This is a genomic window from Leptospirales bacterium (genome assembly GCA_019694655.1).
GTDB lineage: Bacteria > Spirochaetota > Leptospiria > Leptospirales > Leptonemataceae > SSF53.
Genome location: JAIBBN010000010.1, coordinates 1 through 22,917 on the forward strand (window position 1 = coordinate 1; position 22,917 = coordinate 22,917).

Annotated in this window: 32 protein-coding genes; 21 read left to right on the plus strand and 11 right to left on the minus strand. The window is 54.9% G+C overall.

Translation table 11 applies throughout. The features are described from left to right. The first annotated feature begins 273 nt into the window (after positions 1-273). A complete protein-coding gene (locus K1X75_13080) occupies positions 274-711 on the plus strand; it encodes a hypothetical protein (protein ID MBX7058992.1) in 438 nt (145 codons plus the stop codon). A gap of 289 nt (positions 712-1,000) precedes the next feature. Here the strand turns inward: K1X75_13080 and K1X75_13085 are convergent, their stop codons facing one another. Then, a complete protein-coding gene (locus K1X75_13085) occupies positions 1,001-1,411 on the minus strand; it encodes a PIN domain-containing protein (protein ID MBX7058993.1) in 411 nt (136 codons plus the stop codon). Then, entirely contained in the window at positions 1,408-1,617 is a 210-nt protein-coding gene (locus tag K1X75_13090) for a type II toxin-antitoxin system VapB family antitoxin (protein ID MBX7058994.1), read from the minus strand. The genes K1X75_13085 and K1X75_13090 overlap by 4 nt, the downstream gene beginning before the upstream one ends. 285 nt (positions 1,618-1,902) lie before the next feature. Here K1X75_13090 and K1X75_13095 point away from each other — a divergent pair, with 285 nt between their 5' ends. Both K1X75_13095 and K1X75_13100 read left to right on the plus strand, forming a co-directional pair. Continuing rightward, positions 1,903-2,676: a hypothetical protein gene (locus K1X75_13095; GenBank protein MBX7058995.1), complete on the plus strand. Its 774-nt coding sequence runs from the start codon at positions 1,903-1,905 to the stop codon at positions 2,674-2,676. A 413-nt stretch (positions 2,677-3,089) separates the two neighbouring features. Beyond that, positions 3,090-4,205: a hypothetical protein gene (locus K1X75_13100; GenBank protein ID MBX7058996.1), complete on the plus strand. Its 1,116-nt coding sequence runs from the start codon at positions 3,090-3,092 to the stop codon at positions 4,203-4,205. 177 nt (positions 4,206-4,382) lie between these two features. Here K1X75_13100 and K1X75_13105 read toward each other — a convergent pair whose 3' ends face one another. Both K1X75_13105 and K1X75_13110 read right to left on the minus strand, forming a co-directional pair. Beyond that, complete coding sequence (locus tag K1X75_13105) at positions 4,383-5,189, minus strand: transposase (GenBank protein MBX7058997.1); 807 nt, start codon at positions 5,187-5,189, stop codon at positions 4,383-4,385. After that, positions 5,186-5,800 (minus strand): transposase, encoded by a 615-nt coding sequence (locus K1X75_13110; protein ID MBX7058998.1) that lies wholly within the window; start codon positions 5,798-5,800, stop codon positions 5,186-5,188. The genes K1X75_13105 and K1X75_13110 overlap by 4 nt, the downstream gene beginning before the upstream one ends. Before the next feature lie 425 nt (positions 5,801-6,225). Between K1X75_13110 and K1X75_13115 the strand changes: the two genes are divergently transcribed. The 8 genes from K1X75_13115 to K1X75_13150 all read left to right on the plus strand — a co-directional run bounded on the left by K1X75_13115 (position 6,226) and on the right by K1X75_13150 (position 12,197). Next, the gene (locus K1X75_13115; protein MBX7058999.1) at positions 6,226-6,540 is read left to right on the plus strand and encodes a BrnT family toxin; all 315 of its coding nucleotides are present in this window, start codon (positions 6,226-6,228) and stop codon (positions 6,538-6,540) included. Beyond that, positions 6,509-6,829, plus strand: coding sequence for a BrnA antitoxin family protein (locus tag K1X75_13120; GenBank protein MBX7059000.1), 321 nt, complete (start codon positions 6,509-6,511; stop codon positions 6,827-6,829). Before K1X75_13115 ends, K1X75_13120 begins: the two co-directional genes overlap by 32 nt. Before the next feature lie 223 nt (positions 6,830-7,052). Then, positions 7,053-7,646, plus strand: a complete 594-nt coding sequence (locus K1X75_13125) for a hypothetical protein (GenBank protein MBX7059001.1) — start codon at positions 7,053-7,055, stop codon at positions 7,644-7,646. A 391-nt stretch (positions 7,647-8,037) separates the two neighbouring features. Beyond that, positions 8,038-8,532 carry a hypothetical protein gene (locus K1X75_13130; protein ID MBX7059002.1) on the plus strand — a complete coding sequence of 165 codons (495 nt, stop codon included), beginning with the start codon at positions 8,038-8,040 and terminating at the stop codon, positions 8,530-8,532. A gap of 243 nt (positions 8,533-8,775) precedes the next feature. Beyond that, positions 8,776-9,495, plus strand: coding sequence for a glycoside hydrolase family 25 protein (locus K1X75_13135; protein ID MBX7059003.1), 720 nt, complete (start codon positions 8,776-8,778; stop codon positions 9,493-9,495). A 721-nt stretch (positions 9,496-10,216) separates the two neighbouring features. Continuing rightward, positions 10,217-10,693: a hypothetical protein gene (locus K1X75_13140; GenBank protein MBX7059004.1), complete on the plus strand. Its 477-nt coding sequence runs from the start codon at positions 10,217-10,219 to the stop codon at positions 10,691-10,693. Positions 10,694-11,577: 884 nt separating this feature from the next. Next, the gene (locus K1X75_13145) at positions 11,578-11,796 is read left to right on the plus strand and encodes a ribbon-helix-helix protein, CopG family (GenBank protein MBX7059005.1); all 219 of its coding nucleotides are present in this window, start codon (positions 11,578-11,580) and stop codon (positions 11,794-11,796) included. Beyond that, positions 11,793-12,197 (plus strand): putative toxin-antitoxin system toxin component, PIN family, encoded by a 405-nt coding sequence (locus K1X75_13150; GenBank protein ID MBX7059006.1) that lies wholly within the window; start codon positions 11,793-11,795, stop codon positions 12,195-12,197. The genes K1X75_13145 and K1X75_13150 overlap by 4 nt, the downstream gene beginning before the upstream one ends. A 98-nt stretch (positions 12,198-12,295) precedes the next feature. Here K1X75_13150 and K1X75_13155 read toward each other — a convergent pair whose 3' ends face one another. Next, the gene (locus tag K1X75_13155) at positions 12,296-12,958 is read right to left on the minus strand and encodes an IS3 family transposase (protein MBX7059007.1); all 663 of its coding nucleotides are present in this window, start codon (positions 12,956-12,958) and stop codon (positions 12,296-12,298) included. A gap of 227 nt (positions 12,959-13,185) precedes the next feature. Next, positions 13,186-13,377 carry a transposase gene (locus K1X75_13160; protein MBX7059008.1) on the minus strand — a complete coding sequence of 64 codons (192 nt, stop codon included), beginning with the start codon at positions 13,375-13,377 and terminating at the stop codon, positions 13,186-13,188. 54 nt (positions 13,378-13,431) lie between these two features. Here K1X75_13160 and K1X75_13165 point away from each other — a divergent pair, with 54 nt between their 5' ends. Both K1X75_13165 and K1X75_13170 read left to right on the plus strand, forming a co-directional pair. Then, positions 13,432-13,662: a hypothetical protein gene (locus K1X75_13165; protein ID MBX7059009.1), complete on the plus strand. Its 231-nt coding sequence runs from the start codon at positions 13,432-13,434 to the stop codon at positions 13,660-13,662. A gap of 183 nt (positions 13,663-13,845) precedes the next feature. Then, positions 13,846-14,145: an antibiotic biosynthesis monooxygenase gene (locus tag K1X75_13170; GenBank protein ID MBX7059010.1), complete on the plus strand. Its 300-nt coding sequence runs from the start codon at positions 13,846-13,848 to the stop codon at positions 14,143-14,145. Positions 14,146-14,564: 419 nt separating this feature from the next. Here the strand turns inward: K1X75_13170 and K1X75_13175 are convergent, their stop codons facing one another. Further along, positions 14,565-15,020 carry a DoxX family protein gene (locus K1X75_13175; GenBank protein ID MBX7059011.1) on the minus strand — a complete coding sequence of 152 codons (456 nt, stop codon included), beginning with the start codon at positions 15,018-15,020 and terminating at the stop codon, positions 14,565-14,567. A gap of 103 nt (positions 15,021-15,123) precedes the next feature. On the opposite strand from K1X75_13175, the gene K1X75_13180 reads away from it, so the two are divergent. From K1X75_13180 to K1X75_13200, 5 genes are all read left to right on the plus strand, one after another. Beyond that, positions 15,124-15,561, plus strand: a complete 438-nt coding sequence (locus tag K1X75_13180; GenBank protein ID MBX7059012.1) for a MarR family transcriptional regulator — start codon at positions 15,124-15,126, stop codon at positions 15,559-15,561. Beyond that, the gene (locus K1X75_13185; protein ID MBX7059013.1) at positions 15,558-15,737 is read left to right on the plus strand and encodes a hypothetical protein; all 180 of its coding nucleotides are present in this window, start codon (positions 15,558-15,560) and stop codon (positions 15,735-15,737) included. Before K1X75_13180 ends, K1X75_13185 begins: the two co-directional genes overlap by 4 nt. Before the next feature lie 22 nt (positions 15,738-15,759). After that, positions 15,760-16,521 (plus strand): SDR family NAD(P)-dependent oxidoreductase, encoded by a 762-nt coding sequence (locus K1X75_13190; protein ID MBX7059014.1) that lies wholly within the window; start codon positions 15,760-15,762, stop codon positions 16,519-16,521. Between the two features lie 503 nt (positions 16,522-17,024). Continuing rightward, on the plus strand, positions 17,025-17,204 hold the full coding sequence (locus K1X75_13195) for a hypothetical protein (protein MBX7059015.1): 180 nt from the start codon (positions 17,025-17,027) through the stop codon (positions 17,202-17,204). Positions 17,205-17,392: 188 nt separating this feature from the next. Continuing rightward, a complete protein-coding gene (locus K1X75_13200; protein MBX7059016.1) occupies positions 17,393-18,025 on the plus strand; it encodes a hypothetical protein in 633 nt (210 codons plus the stop codon). A 122-nt stretch (positions 18,026-18,147) separates the two neighbouring features. On the opposite strand, the gene K1X75_13205 is transcribed toward K1X75_13200, so the two are convergent. Further along, positions 18,148-18,486, minus strand: coding sequence for a hypothetical protein (locus tag K1X75_13205; protein MBX7059017.1), 339 nt, complete (start codon positions 18,484-18,486; stop codon positions 18,148-18,150). A 178-nt stretch (positions 18,487-18,664) separates the two neighbouring features. On the opposite strand from K1X75_13205, the gene K1X75_13210 reads away from it, so the two are divergent. Further along, entirely contained in the window at positions 18,665-19,315 is a 651-nt protein-coding gene (locus K1X75_13210; protein MBX7059018.1) for a dihydrofolate reductase family protein, read from the plus strand. 92 nt (positions 19,316-19,407) lie between these two features. On the opposite strand, the gene K1X75_13215 is transcribed toward K1X75_13210, so the two are convergent. Genes K1X75_13215 through K1X75_13225 form a run of 3 tightly spaced genes read right to left on the minus strand, consistent with a single transcriptional unit; the run spans position 19,408 to position 20,807 of the window. Then, positions 19,408-19,734 carry a hypothetical protein gene (locus tag K1X75_13215; GenBank protein ID MBX7059019.1) on the minus strand — a complete coding sequence of 109 codons (327 nt, stop codon included), beginning with the start codon at positions 19,732-19,734 and terminating at the stop codon, positions 19,408-19,410. Then, positions 19,724-20,311 carry a hypothetical protein gene (locus tag K1X75_13220; protein MBX7059020.1) on the minus strand — a complete coding sequence of 196 codons (588 nt, stop codon included), beginning with the start codon at positions 20,309-20,311 and terminating at the stop codon, positions 19,724-19,726. Before K1X75_13220 ends, K1X75_13215 begins: the two co-directional genes overlap by 11 nt. Before the next feature lie 25 nt (positions 20,312-20,336). Next, positions 20,337-20,807 (minus strand): MAPEG family protein, encoded by a 471-nt coding sequence (locus K1X75_13225; protein MBX7059021.1) that lies wholly within the window; start codon positions 20,805-20,807, stop codon positions 20,337-20,339. Between the two features lie 195 nt (positions 20,808-21,002). Here K1X75_13225 and K1X75_13230 point away from each other — a divergent pair, with 195 nt between their 5' ends. Continuing rightward, on the plus strand, positions 21,003-21,521 hold the full coding sequence (locus K1X75_13230) for a DinB family protein (protein ID MBX7059022.1): 519 nt from the start codon (positions 21,003-21,005) through the stop codon (positions 21,519-21,521). 123 nt (positions 21,522-21,644) lie between these two features. Then, the gene (locus K1X75_13235; protein ID MBX7059023.1) at positions 21,645-22,781 is read left to right on the plus strand and encodes a lactonase family protein; all 1,137 of its coding nucleotides are present in this window, start codon (positions 21,645-21,647) and stop codon (positions 22,779-22,781) included. The last annotated feature ends 136 nt before the right edge of the window (positions 22,782-22,917 follow it).

Below are 22,917 nucleotides of genomic sequence, written 5' to 3' on the forward strand. Positions count from 1 at the left end.
GAGCGAGGGCCAATCGTTTAACTCCCGCTACGCGCTGCGCTCCTCGGCTTCGCCTGCGGTGCTCGGCCCTCGGCCTCTCGCTGCGCTCGCGCGGACAGGCGCTATTCTGGAATATGGCAGGGCGCCTACCGCGACGGCCTTCTGGCACATTGCCGCTTCGCGGCAACGTCGCGTAGCTAGAACGTTAGCCGACATCCGCAAAAGCTTAAGCCGGCCGTCCTGGCCGGCAATTTTGTCATCGTCAAAACCAGCGGTTCGCTGGGAAAACAGTGTATGACAGGATCAGAGTACGTCAGCCTCATCATCTTTCTTATCATTGTCAGTCTCGTCGGAATTCTTTTGTTCGCGCCATTGCGCCGCATTTTCCGTCGCCGTCGCGAGGAAGCGCTCGCCGATCAGCAGATGCGCATGCGTGAAAACGGCCTTTTGCCACCCCCCGTTTACTCGAAAACGGATCTTCAATCTGAGGCCGAGAAGATCATGGCTCGCCCGGGCTTCTATGAAAACCAGCTGACATTGTCCCCTCTATACAGTTCAGACGACGCTCTTGACCGCGAATACCCTGATGCGGACAAGTACACGATCGGTCGCAACCTGCCCGACGGGATGAAAGAGGGATGGATTGTCGAGCACCCGTACATTAAGCAGATTCTCGTTCGTGAATTGAAACGGCATCATCGAATTCGCGACTCATGGGACTTGGACGCTTGATCAATGGGTCTTCACCCAGCAGTGGGCCATTCAAGTGTTTCCCCGAGTCGCCCATCCGTGGGCTCCCGACCCCTTGCGGACGATCGGCTAACTTCCGGGTAACCGCTGCGCCCTCGACAGGCTCGGGCTCGGCCGCTCGGCCCTCTCCGCCCAAACGGCTCCGCCTCTTTGGGCTACGTCCGGACACGCGCCGCCTTACGGCAGAATAAATGGCGCGTGCCGGAGCGGGCCTTCGGGCAAATCGTTCGCTTCGCTCACGACTTCGGTTACCCTCTTTCGTTAGGCGAAATCAGCGGGCCGGGGAATGCAAGTCTATCGGTAGGATCTTGCTATATTGAACAAAGTCCTTGTCCATCGTGAAGATTGCCAACTCATGGTTCACCGCTACCGCACAGATCAGAAAGTCCGTAAACGATCCCTGCACTCCTTTGGCTCGGCACCTGTTGAAATACTCTGCAGCCGTTTCGTAATCCTCGGTCCGGATCTCTTCATCGGGAAAGGCCCGTAACTTGGCCCGCAATTCTTTGAAATCCTCTTCTTTCCTTATCCCGGACAACAGCTCCTGTCGCACCAAGCCCATCAAAACAGCACGGTGCGCATCCACGAGCTCTATCAGCGTTTCCCGGACTCCGGGAGAATGCTCGGGTTTGCGCCGCAGGACTTCCGACCAAACGCTCGTATCTATAAGCACCCTCGTCATCGCGGTTGCCGTTTCATGCGCGTCTTCTTGTAATCATAGCCCGGATCATACTCTATGCTGTTGAAAAGCTTCTTGATCTCAACCTGCCGGCGCCTTTGAATGAACTCTTCCAACGCAGAATTCACGGTCTCCCGCTTGGTCTTGAAATGCCCCAGTTTCTTTGCCTCCGTCAGCAGGCGTTCATTTATTGACAGGTTTGTGGCCATTTACACAACATGGCACACATTGTACTGTGTGTCAATTCCGAAAAACGGCCCGCTGACTTCGCCTAACTTCCGGACAACCGCGGCGTCGCCCCTGTCGGGGCTCCTTGGGTCTGCGCCTTCTCCGCGCAACCGGCTCACACGTTCGCCTTGTTGCGCTCCGTCCGGTCACGCGCCGCCCGTTGGGCTGAATAAATGGCGCGTGCCGGATCAGGCTTGACCAAAGACTCGCTCCGCTCGTCCTTCGGTTGTCCTGTCCGTTATGCGAAATTGTGCGCTCTACCAACTTTGAAACCACTCTTAATAATAATACCGCTCGGCTGTGTTTGGGCGCTCTTGGCGATCCATTCTCACGAAGCATCGTTTTGCAGGAATGATGAAGGGTACACGATCCTTCTTTTCCTGTACGGATATTCATTCACTGGCTTTGCATCTGGAGTTATCTTGTTCGCAAGACGCAAACTGATTGTCGGATGGCGAATCCTTTGGATCTTACCTTGGGCTTTCCTCCTTGCCGTGCCTTCCGTATTCCTTATTCACGAATGGGCTGTCCAGACTTGGAGAGAAACTGAGCTCACCGTGCGTCAATCCCACGCTTCTCTCATTGTTCAGCGTGGCCCTTTTTTTGCCCGGGAGGATATACTGTCCCCGTCCACTAAGTACGGTTCCTGTCTGCCGCAAGGGGTCCCTTATGAGTCACTTGCCCCCAAAGAGGATGCAGAGAATATGCCTCCTGTGCCCTCCAAGCAGACAATGCTTGAATGGGAAACCAAGTGCAAACCTCAATACGCCCTTTCATTCTTCCGACCTGTCACCATCTATGTCCGCGGCTCACCGACGCAATTCAACCGTTTCATTCTCTGGTCACACTGGAAGTGCCAGAACGCACCCGCCAATTTTGCAGTGTTCCTGAACGACACCGTCGTTGTGGCGATGGCTCGCCAATATTCCTACAGCCGGACAGATGTGTTCGGTCGTTACGTCTGTCAGTTCCCGGTAGAGACTCGCAAATCTGTCGCTGCATTATTCCCGCTTGAATCGGAACTGAAATGCCAGCATTAAAATCGCGCACAACTTCGCATAACTTCCGTTGCCCGCTCCGCCCTACGCCGCACTTCGTTTCGCTCCGGTGCTCGGTCCTGGCACTCTCGCGGAACCATTTCATTTGTTCCGCTCGCGCGGATGCGCGCAGGTTTAGGAATATTAGAAGTGCGCGCACCGCGTCGTGCTGCGGACAAATTGACCGGCACGCCGGACAGTCTCGCAAGTCATGCGTAGTACAACATTTATATGTTGATACGGGATTTTAGGAATACCTCGCTCCGCTCGAAATGCCTTTAGATAGAAGAAGCAAAAGTTAAGGCGGGCTTTCTCTGAATTCAGCTCGCTGCCCGGCTCTGCGCTTCGCTCGGCCGGTCAACTTCGGGCAACTAATACGTTATGCGAAAGAGGCCGGGCTACAAAACTAGACTACTATGGAACATCTATTCATTCAAAAGTCAAAGCTTGAACTCGAGGCACTGTATCGCGCACTCACAGAAACTTTTCCGAATGTTGAATTCAGTCTCTCGGGTGCCAACCTGTCCGGTAAGGTAAAAGAATTCGGCGTTTTCCGTATTTCGTCGCGCGGCCGTATTCCAAAGCCACAATCGGTCCCTTGCCCATCGCAACTGGACGGACAAATATGCCTTGACCTCTTCCTTGCTGCTGTCTGTTCAAAGGTTACGGAAACATGCCTCTGCTGGTTCGATGATGACATCGGATCTGCCTTTGCGATATTCTCAAAGGGAGCAATAACTGAATTCCGAGGGGAAAGCGAAGACTACCTTTTTGCCCTACGGGGAGAAAAGATTGATGTCACAGACCGTGCACTTTCTGACGAAAGCCCGCCGATATACGTATTTGCAGTGCTCGACGCCGGACTCTCAGAGTTTCTGGGAACTGTTGATTACGCATATGAGACCGTCTCAAAGCAATATCATGAATCCCCGAATCGTGTAAGCTGGCCATCAAAGGAGGCTCCTTCTGTCGCCGGATCACACCCAGTCCTGCGTCTGTGGACGCGTTATGAAGATATATTCAATGCGGATACTTTCGTCCATCTCGTGTCTGCGACAAGAGAATCAAACTCGGCCGACAAGACGGCCGCGCTCGCTCTGGACTTTCTCAAGCACCCATCGTGCAAAAAGCCAGGCACCTCTTCACAGGCTCTGGCGCTATCCGGCGCTACTTCCCTGTCTGAATCAATTGAATTGCTAATCTCGGACCCAGTACGACCCGGTGACTGGGTTCTCGCTTTGGCATATAGTCATCCAACGCCTTCTGAACTTCGTTCCCTTTTGAAAAAAGGTCGCCCCTATTCCTTCGTGGCTCTGGAGACCATTGAATACCTAATGAGTCGTGGACAGCGCCCGGAAAAACTCGGACTTGTCCCAGCAGTACGCGAGTTCATCCAGCGGCATCCGTTGAAGTTTAGTTTCACTCAGGTTGCAAAGACCGAGATCAAGAAGGCCGTCATGGAGTTCGCGGCCGAATCTAACCCTGGGCTCCGCGAAAGAAAATCCATCGAATTCTGCCTGAAGTGCCTCTAGATAGGCCCGGCCTCCCTCGCCTAACCAGACTGACGAATAAGTACAGAATTTGAAGCTGCCTGTCCTCGCCTGCCCCTTCGGACAGATCGAGGCGAACTTTTTGGATCGGAGCCAGCCGATTCGACGTTTTTCGCAGGGCGGTGCGCGAATGGCGGCCCGGGCGCACGGATTGCGCGATCACAAACGCCGGAGATCAGCAGCGTTGGCGATCTTTTCGATGTTGTGGACCATGCAATAGAGCAGCCATTGGGCGTTTACTTTTTGTTGACCACGCAGCGTGAAACGATTGAGCCCTTTCTGGAAGGTAATGTTCGCAAACACGGGCTCCACGATGCCCATGCGTTTTGAATAGAGCCGGCGACCTCGAAGGGTGTCGATCTTTGCCTTCATGCGGGTGGCGTGCGTCGCTTCGCCGCGATTGTTGATGATGTGTAAATTTCGCCGCCTGGCTGTGTCTGTTCCGAGACAGCGCTTTCGCAGCTGGCACGCTGAGCAGTCCGAAGCCCTGGCCGCATAGCGGCGAAAATTCGTATCATGAATCCACATCGAAGCCGTTGTCTGACGCAGCGTCTTGCTCGCCGGGCAGGAGTAGGTGTTGCTCTGTTTGTTGAATCGGAAATCGTCGACAGTGAACTTCGGCGTCGTCGGCTTGCGTCGCTGTCGCCCCTGGATGCGATCTTTGTACCGGCGAGCGGTTACAAATCGATCATCGCGCCGGCGGTAGCCCTGGTCTGGAATCACTGCCTCAATCTGTCGCCTTGCAAGATAGGCCAGATTATCTTCCGAGAAGTAGCCTGTGTCTCCCAGCAAGATCGTGCGCCGGATATCAAATCCATGACGATGACGGCGCTTAAGATTTATGTCCAGATTTTCCAGTGTCGGTCGCAACAGTTCGTGTTCCGGGCCGCGGCCGTGCGCGCCAGCCGAGAGCACAATCTGATGTCTGGCATCCACCAGCGCGATTCCGTTGTAGCCCTGAATCATGCCGCGTGAGGACTTGATCTTCGCGCTTTCGTTGTCCGTAACGTTGCTCTGGATTTCATTGTTCCGCTGACCGCGACGCGGCTCATTCTCGCGCAAAAATTTCTCGATGCGCTTTGATGGCGAAGCTTCGCAACCCGGCTGGCTTTACGGTCGTTCTGCCTGTGGCTGCGCATTACGAGCTGTACTTGAGCTTTGAGCTTGTCGCGTTTCTTTCGTAGATCGCTGAATGTTCCGCTCCATTCGCGGCTGGCATTCGAGGCCAGTTTACAACCGTCGATCGCCAGTATTCGTCCGCCCACCAGACCCAGCCGCAGACACACCGCAAGCGCGTCGGCGAAGAGGTCGGCAACCTCGTCACCAAGGGAGGCGACAAAGGCTGCAATCGTTGTACAGTCCGGCATCGCGCAGCCGGAGAGCGCCATGAAGGTTACATTTGTGGGGCACGCCTCCTCAATCGCCCGCGAGGAATACAGGCCGCGCGAATAGGCATACAGAATGATCTTAAGCAAAGTACGCGGGTCGAATGCTGGAGCGCCGGTTTCGTCGTTCCTGCAGCGCGTATCCAGACTGCTAAAGCGAAAACGCCGATCAATAATGTCTATCGAAATCAACGACGATCATGCGGCATTGTGTGCGATCATGGCGTTTGTAGCGGGCCATCTGCGCTCTCCTTCCGAAACTTCAGAGGCATGACGGCAAGTTGCGTCAATTTTTGGCGCTTCTTTTCCAAAAGCGGGCTTTTTCGACAAACTCAACTTCGGCTTTGCGCTGCGTCACTCGCTTCGCTCGCTCCTCGGGTTTCGCGCTCTCCGCGCAGCCGGCTCACCGGTTCGCCTTGCTGCGCTCCATCCGGACGGGCGCGATATTTGGAAGATAAGATGCGCGCCCGCCGGAACGCGCTCAACCAAATTGGCCCTTCGGGCCAACTTCGCAAACCCTAGAACGTTATGCGAAATTTTTCCGCGTGGGAAAATGTCCACCAAAAGCGGCTTTTTCTGCTTGCCTCCCGGTCGCCCGTATATATCCTGTATATACAGTGATTGATCTCTCGTCTCTGACTGGTTTTCAATGGGATTCGGGTAATTCCGAGAAGAATTGGACGCTGCACCAGGTGACCAACGGTGAATCAGAAGAAGTGTTCTTCAATGAGCCTATCCTGGTTCGGTCGGATGGCCCACATTCCTCCAAAGCGGAGGGTCGGTACTATGTCCTCGGACAAACCAACGTGGTAAGGCATCTATTCGTTGTCTTCACTGTCCGAAAAAATCTGATCCGCGTGATTTCAGCCCGAGACATGAATCAGAACGAAGATCGCATATATGAAAAACTTAAAAAAGATTCCCCACTTTAAGTCCGAAGACGCTGAGCGCGAGTTCTGGGCCTCGCACGATGCCGCAGACTATGTAAACTTTGAGACTTCCGAGAAGGTATCCTTCGCGGAGCTGCGTCCAACCACGCGCAGTATTTCAATACGTTTACCTGTCCCGCTCATGGACCGGCTTCGAGCCCTGGCCAACAAAAGAGACGTCCCGTATCAGTCTCTGATTAAGCTGTTCCTCGCCGAACGGGTGGAGACGGAAACCAAACGCTCATCCTCAAGGGAACACCCGCGAAGCGGCACGCGGAAAAACTTCGCATAACTCCATGTAGCCGCTCCGCTCCTCGGCGGTCAGGCCGCCTGCGGTGCTCGGTCCTTGCACTCTCGACAAACGGCTCACTGGTTCGCCTTTTTGTCTCGCGCGGTTGCGCGCGAATTTCGTAATATTAGAAGCGCGCGCACTGCGCCGTGCTGCGGACAAATGCGCTTCGCGCACTTCTGGTAACTCACCACGTTATGCGCAATTGCGCGAAAGGAGAACACCGTTGATATTCTTGGACGATCACGCAGACGGCTGGCACGCTCATATGCATCCAAAAACTCACATACTGGGGATGGCAAAGTCCCCGCTGAATCTGAAAGGCGCAAAATCACGTTCGGTCGAACTTGATTACCTACGCCTTCTGCACACCGTCATTGCGATCCGCCACTGCCCAAAGATACCAGAGTATCAAGCGTTGATCCCACACTTCCACTCCCACGATGCTCACGGGTATCTGTTCGTCATTGCCGAGGACATTCGCAGGGCTTTGATTTCCAATCTCGCTTCAAAGTATGACCCCGAACAAACGACAGTTCGCCTATTGTCCCTTGAGGCCGCATATCCTCATGTCTACGCCGAGCACATCCAGCGTCTCCGTGACGAAAAGAGCCGGAACGCCTCCGCCATTGTACCCGGTGCCCATCCCGGAAGAGCCGCCGCCAATCTCGGACGTTTGCTCGGTGAGAAATACTTGGAACTCTGGATTCGCGAAAACTACGCGGACTTCAACGATCCTATCGAACACCCTTTTGGAGTTCAATGGGACTTCTATCAGTGGATCCCCGGGAAAATCGCGTGGCCCGCGGCGCCCTCCTGACCCTTTCGCGGAACGGCATATAACTTCGCGTAACCGCTCCGCTCCTCGGCTTTGCCTCCGGTGCTCGGACCTCGCGCTCTCGCCGGAGTCGCGGCACGAAGAAAGCGGAAATCACTTCGTGATTCCGCAAAATATGCGCCGCTCCTTCCGGCTCGTGCGGACGCGCGCATAGGTGAAGAATGAATGCGCGCGTCGCACCGCCGCTCGCCCACAGTTTCGCGCGCCGTAAGGTCGAAAGCCTTCGGCTTTCTCCGAAATAACGGCGCACGAAACCGTCGAATACTGGCGGTACGTTATGCGCCATTCCGCATGGGGTCGATCGAGCCAACATGTTCGTCACAGCGAAATTTTCTTTTTTTAGTCAATATCCTAGTACCCGGAGAGTGTATCGATGAATCCGATTATTGCTTTTGTGAGTCAATTCTTTTGGTTTTCGATCGTTTGGACGGTTGTCGTTCTTGTTTGGCTTGCCCCGGCAATCCGCGATTCTGAGCGTACAACCCAGCTCAAAGTCTGGCTGACTCCCCAGCTCTTCCGCGTGTTAGGACTCGGGTTGACCGTGGAAAATCTCGCTCCAGCACTACCACAATCCTTCGCACTTCCAACGGCAATCGGAGATTCATTAACAGCATTGCTCTCCCTCGTGGCGATCCTGCTTTTGCATCACCGGATCCGCTTCTCAATCGGTTTTGCTTGGGCATGCACCTTGTTCGGTTTGCTCGATCTGCTCATCGCCCTTCCGCATGCGGCTAGCATTCATGCAGCCCGCTACCTCCATGGACAATGGTTTGTCCCGGCCGTCTGCGTTCCGCTTATGCTCGTTTGTCATGTCATGGCACTCAAGGCGCTCCTCAAACCTAAATCATTGGATCTCCATTCCAAGTAGTCACATGCGGAACGGCGCATAACTTACGGCTGGCCGCTCCGGTCCTCGGCCAAGGGCCTGCGGTCCTCGGATTTCGCGCTCTACGCGGAACCGGCTCACCAGTTCGCCTCGTTCCGCTCCGTCCGGACACGCGCCGCCCTTTGGGCGGAACAAACGGCGCGTGCCGGACCGCGCTTCAACCACATTGGCGCGGGCGCGCCAACGTCGGCTAGCTTCAACGTTATCTGAAATGGCGCAGAGGGGATGACAGTGACTCGCCGCAATCTCTACTTCATTGTTGCCGTCATTCTTGGAGCAACGCTAGCTATCTTGGGTCTGTTCTTCTTCGGCATCATATGGTTCAACGACCCTTCAATCAATGAATTCCCCGCCCGAGGTATCGACGTATCCAATCACCAGGGAGCGATTGACTGGAGGGAGGTGCGCGGAGCCGGAATTTCCTTCGCCTTTATCAAAGCAACCGAAGGTGCAGACTTCGTTGACAAGCGCTTCCGGAAGAACTGGAGCTCGTCCAGACAGCATGGCATTCTTACCGGAGCATACCTTTTTTATACCCTATGCCGCTCTGGTGCTGACCAAGCCCGCAACTTTATCGCAACGGTTCCAAGAGTTCCTGATTCCCTGCCTCCCGCCATTGACCTTGAATTCACGGGAAACTTTCGGCTCCGCCCTGCCAGCCTTGACTTTCGACGTGACATTGAAGTCTTCTATACTATGGTAAAAGACCACTACGGTCAAGAGCCCGTGGTCTACACGACCTACGAGTTTCTGGACCAGTACCCGATCTCCAAATACTTGAAGCGCCTGTGGATTCGCGACATCTTTACCCGGCCGCGCGCGGGGCTCCGCTGGGCCTTTTGGCAGTACTCCAACCGGGGCTCAATCAGTGGAGTACCCGGCTTTGTGGACCTGAACGTGTACGCGGGTAGTCTCGCTGAACTTTCCCGCCCGTGGAACCGATGAAAGGCTATTCGGATTTCGGTAACTCGGACGTTGCAAAGGCTGCAGAGTCACTCCATCGGTTGTCTGATATTGACTCTGCCACGCGTCTGTCCAAGTTGCAACCTGATCTTGCCGTAGCCGTGCTCTCGGCAGTGGATGTTGAGTCGGAGTGTAGGTGGCTCTCAGCACTCTTTGGTCTCCATCCAGAGAAGGCCCTCTCACTTAAGTGTCGCCTTACGCACCCGCATCACGTTCTTGATCTTCGGCCAGAATGGCGCAAGGAGTTCCTCGCCCTGATTAGCGTTCGTGTTCTACTGCCAGTCTACAAACAGGCTGATCTTGACGAAAGAGCCGCGCTACGCGACTCGTTGTCCCTGGCCCGGGGGTTGCTGCTCCGGATCCTCGCAACTTTTCCCGGCCGAAGCGATACCCGGTCGTTCGTTGAGAAGCTGTCCTTGTTTCTGATCAAATCGGGTCCCTCGGTCCTGCTACGGTATTGACGGGCGGGAACGTCGCATAACTCCCGCTGGCCGCTGCGCGCCTCCGCTACGCTCCGGTGCTCGGCCGCTCGTTCCTCTCGGGAAACATTCGGGCTTTGCCCTCATTTTTTTCCCTCGTGCGGAAACGCGCCGGGGAGGAGAAAAGAAGGCGCGTTCCGCACCGGAACTCGGGCACATGCTCGCTGCGACCGCACGTCGGCTAGCTTGATACGTTAGGCGAAATACCCTGTCGGGAGGAAACCATGTCTTGGAAAATCGGGGTTTATGAACTAGAGCACGAGCCACAGACCGTTCGTGACGCCATTCAGAAAATCTACTCTGAGCATCAACCTGCTGCCGTTCGAAAAGAATCCTATTCATTTCAACATGATTATGATCCCCTACCCGACAAAGACATACAAGAAATTCTAGGCGCGGCAGCTAAGCACAACTCGCCTATTGGTCTCTATGCAAATTTTGAAGCTTTCCTGGTTAATCCCGGACAAAAACGCGGAGAGTATTTGCTGTTCTCCGTTCCAATTCTACTGAAGCAAATCACGTCATTGTTCCCTCAATTTGTCGGAACTTTTTCTACTGTTCCAGATCCGGTGCGTCAGCTGGATTCTAAAAGTATCTCCGCAAAGGGAATCCGCTACGAAAAGGCTAGGCTAATCGCATCGGTTGTGGAGATCGCTCACGCTCCGATCGGAGATGATTGCATCGTTCGCATTTTTTGGTAACCCCCCCGCAGGGTACTGCGCATTACTCTCGCAAACAGCTCCGCGCCTCCGCTACACTACGTTCCGCTACGGTACTCGGTCCTGGCACTCTCAGCAAACGGCTCACAAGTTCCTTTTTTTTGCTCGCGCGGGCGCGTGCGGATTCAGGAATATCAAAAAGCGCAGGCGCCGCGCCGTGCTGCGGACAATTTGCTCGCTTCGCTCGCAACTTCTGTTAGCTTCATACGTTATGCGCAATTGGGCGAGCTCAACGGGCCTAGCCACGAACGACACCTTTACGTTCCGGTATTTCTCCTACTTCTCGATCCTGCCGTACGTAACTATCGTCGGTTCCGGCAAAATGACCGGCACGGGAAGTCCGTTGGTGATTCACTACTCCCTACGCACCTTTGAAAAAGTCATTTGCGGGGCAGGCGTGGTTTTGCTTGCCTTGACAGGCTTGGGCGCCGCCCTCACGCAAACTCTGCCCGCTCTCCTTGAGGCCATCCCCATCGCCTTGGCTCTGACCGCCCACTACACGCTTTTGCGCAGCAACGTTTTCAAGCTCATCAAGGTATTCCGGACAGCCGTTGAAACAACTCAACCCGGTCCAGCGCGCGCAAACGCTCGCATAACTTCGGGTAAACGCTCCGCTCCTCGGGCATAGCCCTGCGGTGCTCGGGTTTCGCCCCTCTCCGCAGAACGGCTCACATGTTCGCCTTTTCTGCTCCGTCCGAATGCGCGCCGCCCTTTGGGCTGAAAATATGGCGCGCACCGGACCGCACTCAACCACATTGGCGCTCCGCGCCAACGTCGGTTACCCTTGACGTGCCCCCGCGCAGGGGGTAGACTCTTTGAAAATCGAAGCTTGACGTCAAGTGGATGATTTATTACATTGTAATACAATGAGGCAGGTGGTTTCAATCAGCATGGGCGATGACCTCGTCCGCAAGCTCAACCGGCTTGCAAAGCAAAAGCACGCCACGAGGAGCGACATCGTTCAAGAGGCGGTTCGTCAGTACGTCTTCCTCCAAGAAACTGCACGCATTCGAGGGCAACTACGCCCTTATGCAGAGAAGGCCGGCATATTTTCCGAGGAAGAGCTTCTTTCTAAACTCAGTTGAAGCTCGTCCTGGACACGAATATTCTCGTATCTGCCCTCGTTTTTTCGGGTGTCGCCGCTGATATTTTCGAAGAAGCTGTTCGTAAGCACGAAGTGTACCTCACGGAAGAAATCCTTAAGGAGTTCACCCGGATTGTCCAGAAGAAGCTCAAAGTCCCGAAAGCAGCAACGACTCAATATGCGAAGCATCTTCGATCAGGATTCTTTGTCGTCTCCTCCGACAACAGTCCGCCAGAAATCTGCCGAGATCCCAAAGATAATCTCATACTCCAATTGGCAGACTTCGTGAGTGCGGACTTTATCATTACGGGGGACAAGGACCTTCTTGTTCTGGAGAAATTTGGGCAGACCATCATCGTCGATATGCGGACTTTTCGCGCTCAAAATCCAAGTCTTCCGTAGTTGGACTTCCTCCGCTTTCGTGGACACGCTCATGCCGCCTCCTGTTTGCGGCTGAACTTCTTCGGCGCCAGGCAGCCCAGCGCTGAATGTCTTCTCTGTCAATTGTAGAATACTTTAATATAGTCAAACAATTTTCTTTTTGCCGCGGCGAGCGACTCATACGAAGTCCGGTAGATCTCCTCAATCTTGAGCATTGCGAAGAATGACTCCATCGGCGCGTTGTTGTAGCAATTGCCCTTTCGGCTCATGCTCTGTCGAAATCTGCCGCGCTTGAGTTCTTTTCGGAAGTCCTTACTTGCATACTGTACGCCGCGATCGGAGTGAAAGATCAGCCCGGAAGACGGGCGGCGGCGACAGACCGCCTGATTCAGCGCGCCGAGGACGAGCTCCGTTCGCATATGGCTGGCCAGATTCCCGCCTGCGATCTGGCGACTGATTAGATCGAGCGTCACACAGGGATATACAGAGGCGCCGGTCGCCAGACGAATATAAGTAATGTCGGAGAGCCACACCTGGTTGGGCCGCAACGCCTCAAAATCCTGGTTCAGCAGGTTCGGCGAGATCCGTTGATCGTGCTTCGAGTCGGTCGTCGCTACGCGATAACGCCGGAATTTCCAGGCAAATATAGCGGCATGACGCTTCAACCGATCGATGCGATTTTTCCCCGCCCGTCGCCGCTTTTTTCGCAGAACTTCCAGAATGCGCGGCGTACCACAGGCGCCGTGCGACTCCTGGTGAATCTGCCGAATCGACGTAAGCAACTCCGCGTCTTCCTGTGAGCGGGCCGACGGCGGCCGCTACAGCCAGTGATAGTAATCGCTCCGTGACACATTCAGAACCTGACACATCTTCTTCGCTGGATATACAGAACTGTTCTCCTCGATCCAGAAAAACTTCACTTCTGCGGTTTCAAGAAGATGGCCACGGACTTTTTTAAGATATCACGCTCCTGGCAAAGATACAGATTCTCCCGGCGCAGCCGATCTACCTAGTTCTTCAAAGCTTCCGGTTGCGGCCCGCCTTCTTCGGCTACGTACTTCTCGCGCCAGCGCGCCAGGCTGTAGCCGGAAATGCCCAGATCGCTCGCCACCTGGGCGGCCGACTTGCCGCTCTTGATCCAGTGAGTAACGGCGTCCCGCTGGAACTGCTCGACATACCTCTTTTCTTGTTTCTCTGCCATGGTTTACCCTCTGACTGATCCAAATTGGGGTGTCTATGAAAACGGGGAAGGTGCATGATCGAACCGAACCCTTATGCGCCGCCGGCGGTCTTTCCTCTCCCTGACAACGCCTGGCAGCGAGTCAAGTACCGCCTTGCATCGGCTCTTCTATTCTTTGCAATCTTCGTTGGCGACCCCGCGGCAAACTCAGGCGTGACGGGACTGGGAATACTCCGTTCGGCGGCCGAGCGGATCGATTTTCAGCGCTTTCTTTCAGAACTCTTTGAGGAGCAGCCTCCCGAATAGCGTCAGACAGAAAGAGGCCGCTTCGCCGCCCTGCACGTTCCCGGTTTTCGCAGACGCCCGCACCTGTATTTGATAGAGAGCGTGCTGATTGCCGCTGTTCGGACGACCATTTCGCCTAGAATCTTCCAACAGGACAGGTCAAAAGCGCTATTCACATTGGGGAACTCTTACATCTGCTGCAGCATGATCCTGGAAGTAGCGATGCTGAATGTCATACCGGGCAGGTCCGAAGAGTTCGAGGCGAACTTTGCGGCAGCCTCAAGGATCATTTCATCAGCTGCAGGTTACCTCAATCACTCTCTCCGCCGATGCATCGAGGACCCAAACAAATACATTCTCCTGGTCAACTGGGAAACGCTGGAAGCGCACACGGTGGGCTTCCGGGGCTCCGCCGCTTATCTTGAATGGAAAGCCCTGTTGCATCACTTCTACGATCCTTTTCCGATCGTAGAGCATTTTGAAGAAATTGGACTCTCGAACTGAACATAGCATCGCGACGCCCCTCGGTCCGGTCCAATTTTTCACCTCACTCGACGGTCATCGCTTTGATCCTGCGAGCGGGAGTTGTTCGCTCCGGCTTGGCGCTTATGCATCGAGACATCGGCATTGAAGCCAATGCGATTCAATACCAGTGCGACGCATTGACGGTAGGCATTGCATTTGTCCCGAAACATGTGGAGCTTTCACTACATTTTGTAGTAGCCTGGAATCCAAAACCGGAACGCACGCATCCCTCGTCCTGGTTTGCCGTAGATGTCGATCACCAAAAGCTTATTGATTTGCTGAGATAGCGCTCCCGATTGAAGTTGCGCTGTGGCCTGCTGCCACAGCGACCCGCGCCGGAGCGCAGCCTGAACAATCATAGCTGCGCCCTGACGCGCCTGAACCCTTTTGGGGTCGATTCAATTCCGATGGACGAAGAGCGCATCGACCGAAACGCGGCCGGCGCCTCCGACAAGTAGCGTCAGCGCAATACCTACAGCCAGAATGAAGAACTCCACTCCCTCTCCGCTTTGATTGCCAAACCAGTTCATAAAGAAGCCGTGCTGGCGGTGCGCCAGAATGGCTGCTGCACTCATTATGATTGCAATCAACAGGCTCCAGAATCTCACGCCCGCGCCGGCGATCAAGAAGAGACTGCCGAAGAATTCGGTCAAAATGACGATCAGCGCCAGAATCCATGGCATCCGCATCGTTGCGGTGAAATAGCCCATCGTTCCCGAGAAGCCGTACCCGCCAAACCAGCCCAGCAGCTTCTGAGCGCCGTGTGGCAGCAACATGATTCCCAGCGCCAATCGCAGGATCGGCCCAGCCCATCCCGCATCGGTCCTTAAAATACTAACAGCCAGATCGTTCACACTTTTCCTCCCCTGTCCAGTTAGTTGACTACTCAACCATCTGCTCTTCGGGAGGGAAGTCAAATTTGGTTGACCTGTCAACTAAAAAAGATGGGCTCTGGGAATGAAACGGATCCAAATGTTGCTGCCGGCCTGGAAGGCGTTCCTGGCCTTTCACTCCTCGGTCATCGCACGCATAGAGACTGAGCTGCGTGAAAGCGGTCAGATCTCGCTTGCCTGGTATGATATTTTGATCGAACTGGAAAGGGCGCCTGCAGGGCGATTGAAGCAGAATAGCCTGGCGCAAGCCTGCATTCTCACCAAGAGCGGCATTTCCCGAACCCTGGATGTTCTGCAAAAGGAGCGCCTCCTTCGGCGAGAAACCGATTCTGAGGATCGCCGCTCCAACTATGCAGTCATTAGCGAGCTGGGACGGCAACGTCTGAAGGAGGCCTGGCCGGTCTATCGATCCTGTATCTTGAAGTACTTTGACCTGGAGCGGGACGATTTAACTTCGCTGCAAACTGCATTCGTTGCATTGACATTACGATTGCAGAAATGAATCGATGCCATAGTCCGGATGTGCATGGCCATTCCACTTCGATTGCAAACAGCCAGGTTAGCCCTGACCGGACCGGAAATCATCGCCCCTTCTCAGACTATGGCGGCGCGCTGGAAGCTCGCATTGCATTGCGTCTCCGGCAAGAGACGACGGCCGCAGACAATGACTTCCATTGAGAGATAGATTATGGAAAATCATGTGCACAGGCTATACGGTCCCTGGGCCGCCATTACGGGTGCGACTGGATTACTGGGACGCGCCTTTTGCATGCAACTGGCATCACGGGGATTCAATCTCCATTTGATTGCCCGCTCCAGCCAAAAGCTGGCCGTTCTGGAAGCAGAGATCAAGAAGGACTTTGCAGTACAAACAAGCAGTACCGTCTGCGATTTGCTCGAGGCCGAAAAGCATCCCCAGCTTCTATCCCGTTTGAACAGTACGGGCGAGATTGGACTGCTTATCCTCAATGCCGGAATTTTTCCCTTCGGTTCTTTCGAACAGATCCAGATTGAGGACCATAGACGGACGGTCGCTCTCAACTGCATGTCATCGGTGGAACTGGCGCACCAGTTTCTTGAGCTTGGAGTCCCGCGTTCAACTCGCGGACTTATTTTTGTAAGTTCCGTACAGGCCAAGCAGGGCGTTCCCTTCATGGCCGCCTATGCCGCCTCGAAAGCCTTCAACGACATTCTGGCCCAGAGCCTCTGGTACGAATCTAAGGACCGCGGCATAGCCGTGCAATCGCTCTGCCCGGGTCGCATCCAGAGGCCAGATCGGCCTGCAGCGCGCGGCGCCTTATCGCCCGAAACAATTGCATCTTGCTCGCTTGCAAAGCTGGGCAAGAAGCTCTGTGTCGTTCCAGGCTTTTCCAACCGACTTTTCCTCAGCCTTACTTCAATGCTTTCACCTGAAAGAAGAAGCAGCATAATGGGGAATATGCTTCGGCCCGCAAGACATTAGACTTCGTTATTAAGGAGGCTTAGCTCAGAGATCATTCTCAGGAAGATGGGCGCGAACGCTTTCATCTTCGCCGGCCATCGCTCAAACCGCGATGCCCTAATGATGTCTGCGCCGCGATTGAATCCGATCAGGAAAAGTTGAGGAAGCTATGAATGACACAGAAGTAAGAAATCCATATCATCTCACGTGGCAATCCGCCCCGGTCTCCGCGCGACCGCGGTTCTTTGCGTGGAGCGTAATCGGGCTCGTCGGACTGACATCTACAGCGGCCTCGGCCCTATTTCTTTCAATATCTGGTTTCTACTACATACGTCTCATCTATAACATCTCGGCTTCCAGGGAACGCCTTCTGTCGAGCGGCGCAGCGCCCAACGTTGCCTAAGCCTACGGCGAGTTCCCAATTGCTTTTCCGACGCCGCTTATATCTTTAGCACATGAATATTACATAAACTATAGAGTTGATTATAAACTTAATTCAGCGCCGATCGTCGGCAGAACGGATCGTGGCGGCCATCGATCGAGGCCAGCCGGTCGATCAAAACTTCCTTTTCGTGGCGCGCACACTGGATGCAGTTCGGGCTCCAATTGCAGTCATGAGTCTCCCTTCCAGGCAAGAACTGACCCTCCGTAAGAGCCTGATTGAAATGACACAGGCCCTGGAGCAGAAGGCACAGTTGATGTGAGGCAATGGCCGCCAGCCTGAAGCCCGCCCGGTATTGTTTCATTTCCTGACACAATCAGGCAATCGCGCGATCCCGACAAATTTGCGAACTTCTGGAAGAATGCTTGCATTCCGACGCTGCGCAATCAAGCCAATGCCGCGAGGTCTCCGGAACACGATGGACGGAAGATTTCTCTGGATGATTGAATAATGTCGGAATTGAAAGAAGACCCTCGCGGCCGCAAGCAGATCATTGTCGCGCTGGGCCTGATACTGACCGCCTGGATCATCCTCGCGTTCAGCGCCAAGGGCGCGCGCCTGAGCTGTGAACCAAACAGCGGTCAGTGTTCATTGCATCGACGAACTCTCTTCAAGTCCACGTCCGAGACTTTTCGCTGGATCGAGGTGCGCGAAGTCAGCTCGGAATACGCGACTACGCGGTGGACAGCCAGCGGCGGCGGGTCCAGAATCATCGTCAAAGACAATATCTTCCTTCATACAGATCGCCTGATCCCAGTTCTGAACGAATCTGATGCGTGGCTCTTTGGATCGCTTGGCGAAGAATCGCTGCGCTCCTATATCGGAAATCAACCGCCTGACAACCTCTGGCTAGCTTCCTTCGGATTGCAACCGTGGTTTCTCTGGTTTGTCGCGGCGGCCGTGGGGGCATTGTTCTTGCTGCTATCGGTGATTCGCAAGATTGAACCAAATATGAGCGCAGCTGCGTTGCGCTCGGCACGCGTTCACAATCTGACTCGCTTTCTTGGGTTGACGGTCTTTCTTTCGCTGTTCTGGGCGGCGAGTATCTTCGCCATTCTCTACTTCCAGGTGTTTCGCTCCTGATGCACAAAGAGGACCCGATCAATTCCAGGCAAAGTCGCCTGCGCGTTCGCACGATGCGGCGCGGCCATCATGCGGCCGCAACACACTTTCTCCCGGGGTCCTGCGCATCCGGGAGGCGATGACTAGCCAGCCATCTTTTTTCGCCTTAACTTCAGAATGAACAGCAGACAGAATAGGATCCCGCCGTATATGCTTCCGGAGATTATTGCAATCGGAAACATACTGAGCTGCGATTTTGATTGGCCGCCTTCGCCAATGCAATACCAGGTCTGGCTGGTCACCGTTTTACCGGGATAAGGCCGGAAGACGCGCGATTCCTGCTGCATTGTTCCATCGGGGCAAACGAATGGCCTGGCAACTTGATTGATTGCCGGAAAGGCTGCGCCCAGGCCGACCGATATTGCTGTGACCCCCATGAACCAGCAGAATACGACTGCAACAATGAAGGGGCCTGTTTTCATAGGTAATTGATAACAGCCAGGCCGCTTCGCAGTGTCAAGGACATGTCTTGAGTCTGAGCGGCGCGCCAACAATTGATACGTAGTAGTATGCCGCAATATACCGCACAGCTATTTGCACGGACGATTGAGTTTTTTCAGAATAGCGCGAAGCGATACCGTTTCCCAAAATGGAGCTACGATGAGCAAAGTGCGCGTTGCTGCGTTTGGCATTTCCCTCGACGGTTTCGGCGCCGGGCCAAACCAGAGCCTCGATCACCCGCTTGGCGAGCGCGGTCCGGAGATTATGAATTGGGTCTTCCACACGCGCTTCTTTCAGCAGATGCACGGCGATGGCGGCGGCGATGGGTCAACGGGCATTGACAATGAGTTTGCGCTGCGATCCTTCGAAAATGTCGGCGCCTGGATTCTGGGACGCAACATGTTTGGCCCAATTCGCGGCGACTGGGGCGACCAGTCCTGGAAGGGCTGGTGGGGCGACAATCCGCCTTACCACATGCCGGTTTTTGTGCTCACCCATCATGCGCGCGATCCGCTGCAGATGGAAGGCGGGACCACATTTTACTTTGTTACGGAGGGCATCGATGCCGCGCTTGACCGGGCAAAAGCCGCCGCAAAGAGCAAAGACGTGCGCATCGGCGGCGGCGTGCAGACCATTCGACAGTACTTACAGAAGGGTCTAATCGATGAAATGCACTTTGCGCATTCGCCAGTTTATCTTGGTCGCGGAGAGAATTTGCTGGTCGATCTTGATCTTCCAGAACTGGGCTTCAAGATTGTGGAGCAAAAGCAGGGCGAAGGCGCGCTGCATATGATTCTCCGCAAGGATTGAGTGCAGCGCCCGACCGCTGGCCATTTCCAACCGCGCCTCGCGGCATTCCCGGCGTTCCGCACAGTTTCTTTATAAAAGCCTGGAAACGATATTCATCGTTCCAGGTACTCGCTCACCGCTTTTTGAAATTCCGCCCGTGAAAACATAGGCGGCGCTTCGCTGTCGCTCGCCGGCGTGTTTGCAATCTGGCGTAGCAGGTCCTCGTCGCTCAGCGAGTCGTCTACGCCGCAAAGTTCAAAGCGCATGGCGCTCCTTCTGGCCAGACCTCGGCTGCGCAGCATATCCGCAGCATTGTTGAATTCCTCGTAAGTCAGGATAGCATGATTCAAATAGTCGGCGCGCGCGATGATTTCTCTGAGCGTACTCGACCTGCCGCGCAGGGCGCCGAGGATCCATAGTGGAATCAAACTATTTGGCATTTTTCAACAGCGCAACATACTCTCCAAAGCGTTGAATCGCTATGGCAATCGGCGGCGCATTTCCATTGAGATCGGATCTGCCTTCTCCCAGCGCCCAGATGAAAAGCAAATCGCCCAGATCGCTGCGCCGCGTTTCATTGGCGGCCTTGCTGTCCCCTTTGCTTTCGTAGCGCTGGATATCGGCCTCATGCAGCCAGTCAAGGGAAAGGCGGCGGCTCAAGGCCTCTTCATGTTGTGCCATGGGCTCGCTGATCTTCTGAATTGTTGCGGCCGCCAGTGCAGGCTTGCCGGACTGCTCGTGGAGCCAGGCCTGCAGCAGCAGACACTTTTCGATAGGCGTCCAGATATTGAAATCGCCCGCAAATTTTGCGCCGTCGAGGACGCCAGTGGCCGCCAGCGCCTCCTGATCGTAACCGCACAAGAATAGCTCATAAGCCAGGTCGGCCAGATGATTCAGGTCTGCTGCGGACTTTGCGGAAAGCTTCTTCCGGCATTTTTTCAGGGCGGAAACAATGCGCTTTTCGCGAAAGCCCCGGTCCGCGAGCCTTTGCAGAGTTTGGTGCTCGTTCAATTTCATAAGCCGCCCCCCTCCTGACTGCCTGCTATCCTGCGCCGCCCAGCAGGCTCAACGCTGTTCCGCCCAATAAAACCCAGACAATGGCGTAGTTGGGATAGGTAACGAGCAAACTCAGCAGACGTACGCGGTAGTACAGAGGATAATAGAAGATGCGGCCAAAAATATAGGCAAAGCCCAGAAGGCCGCCCCACAGCGGACTTACAAATAAGCTGAAGAGCCACAAGCTGCAAAGGAAGGCCGGCATCTGCTCCAGCATATTCAGCACCGTGCGATCAGCTCGAATAAAATTCAGATCGCCCGCGACGCCAGGCGCGTTGCGTGCATGCGAATACAACTCCGCCGGCGCTCCCTCCACAATCTTCTGCTGCGCTTTGAGCTTGGCCGCCTGCTTCACCTTCAAGTGAATCAAGATGAAACTATAGTAAAGCAAGAAGTAAACTACGGTGGCCAGGATGGGCAGCGTGAATAGCTGCGCGTATTCTCGAAATGGACTCATAGGTTCCTCGAAGATTTCTCAACCAGTCAGTGCGCACCGGGGCCGCCCGCAGCGTAAAGCCCGTTTGTTCTTGTTGAAATTCAAATTCGGCAGCGACTGGCGATTTGCCCTGGCCTTCCGGCAGCGGGGCCGGATGAGAGGCGCCGGGCCAAGAATCCTGGTGACGGGGCAGTCGCTCAACTCACCCTGCGTCGAATGAGGATCAACTTCGATTATTGTTTGCTGATGGCGGACTACAATCAATGGATGAACCAGCGTCTGTACGATCTGTGCGGCGGACTCAGCGATTCCGAACTCCGTCTGGATCGCGGCGCCTTTTTCAAATCCATCTATTCCACCCTGAATCATATTGTCTACGGCGACCTTGCCTTCATGTCGCGCTTCACCGGCGACCCGCAAGAGGTTCCCGATCTCAACGCAGAACTCTTTTCCAATTTTTCCGATCTGGCCGAAGCAAGGCGCCGGCTTGATGCGCGGATCCGCGCCTGGGCTAAGTCGCTTACGAACGAGTGGCTCAGTGAAACCCTCAGCTATCGCAGCAAGGTAGACGGAAAACTCAGAACTGTCCAGAAATGGATTCTGGTTGTTCACATGTTCAACCACCAGACGCATCATCGAGGTCAGATTACAACTCTGCTGACTCAGCTTGGTCTGGATATTGGGCCTACAGACATTCCGTTCATGCCCCAATTTGATGTTTGGCAGGCGATCTAAACAAACAATTGTGGACAAGGATTACCGCCGCCGCTCCGCCAACCAGTTTTGAAAGAGGAGCCGAAATTGATTGGACGGCAAATTGGGCGTTCTAAGATTCGGCCGACTTGCCGGCGGCGAACTTTGAACATTAACGCGCTTCTAAAACGCAGTTCTGGCGCCGTATTCCTCGCTGCCGCCGGCCTGCTTCTGACTCGCTGCTCTGCAGGGACGGCCGCCTGCGCCGAAGGCGATGCCAACTGCGGACTCCTGGCCGTTCTGTCCTATGCCGGTAGCTTTGTTCCAAAGTTTGTATATGTTTTGAATCAAAATGCGGCGGGCACGATATCGATGTATTCCGTAAATCGAGTGTCGGGCGCGATCGATCCGTTGAATCCGCCGTCCATAGCTTGCTGTAATTCGGGAAGCTACATGACTTTCGATCCCGCCGGTCGCTTTGCCTTTGCCGACGATCTTGGCGCCAGCGTTTTCACCTACGCCGTAGACCGCAGCTCTGGCCTGCTGACGCAAACTGCAACGACCAGCAGCGGCGGCAACGCGAATCCTTTTGTAGTGGAGCCCGGCGGCAGATTCGCCTATGGCTCAAACAACGGGACTACCACGATCAACGTCTACGCCTACAATACGATCACAGGAGCTGTGTCGCTGCGCAGTACTGCGACCAATACCGGCGCTGCCGCTACGCAGGGCAGCTTTATAGATCGACGCGGCCGTTATCTCTATACTGCAAACCAGGGAAGCAACAATGTCTCGCAGTTCGCCATTGATTCCGTCAGCGGCGCCCTGGCGCCGCTAGGCCCGGCAGTTCCAGCGACCGGCGCCGGCTATATCTGTATTGATCCGCTCGATCGCTGGCTTTATGCCACCAATCCGGCCGGAACGACGATCGCCGCCTACGCTATCCAGTCCAATGGCGCCCTGGTCAGCATCGGCGTATTTACGACGCCGGTCGCCGGACCTTCCTACTGTGCCATCACGCCCGATAGTTTATTCTTGATTGCAGGCGGCGCAGGATTGTCGGTCATGCCAATCGATCCTGCGACCGGGGCGCTGGGCACAGGCGCCAGCTATTCTTCCGGCGTGCACTCCGGTCTCGCAATTTCCGCTTCTGGCGAATTCGTCTTCTCAGCGGAACAGACGACGATGTCCTTGCGCACATTCTTGCGCAATCGCAGCAGCGGAGCGCTCACGCAAATTGACTCGAAACTCACTGGCACTGGGCCTTCGGGGGTGCTGCTGGGTAGCCACTATTCTCTGTAGCGCTCGCGTTTTTTTGCGATGGCTGAACTCCATGGCATTGCACTGGATCAGCAGAGTGCTGCTTGCGGTTCTGGCGGTGGTCATGCAAATGTCCAGCCGCCACAATCAGGAAGCTGACAGTTGTACGCTGATTCGT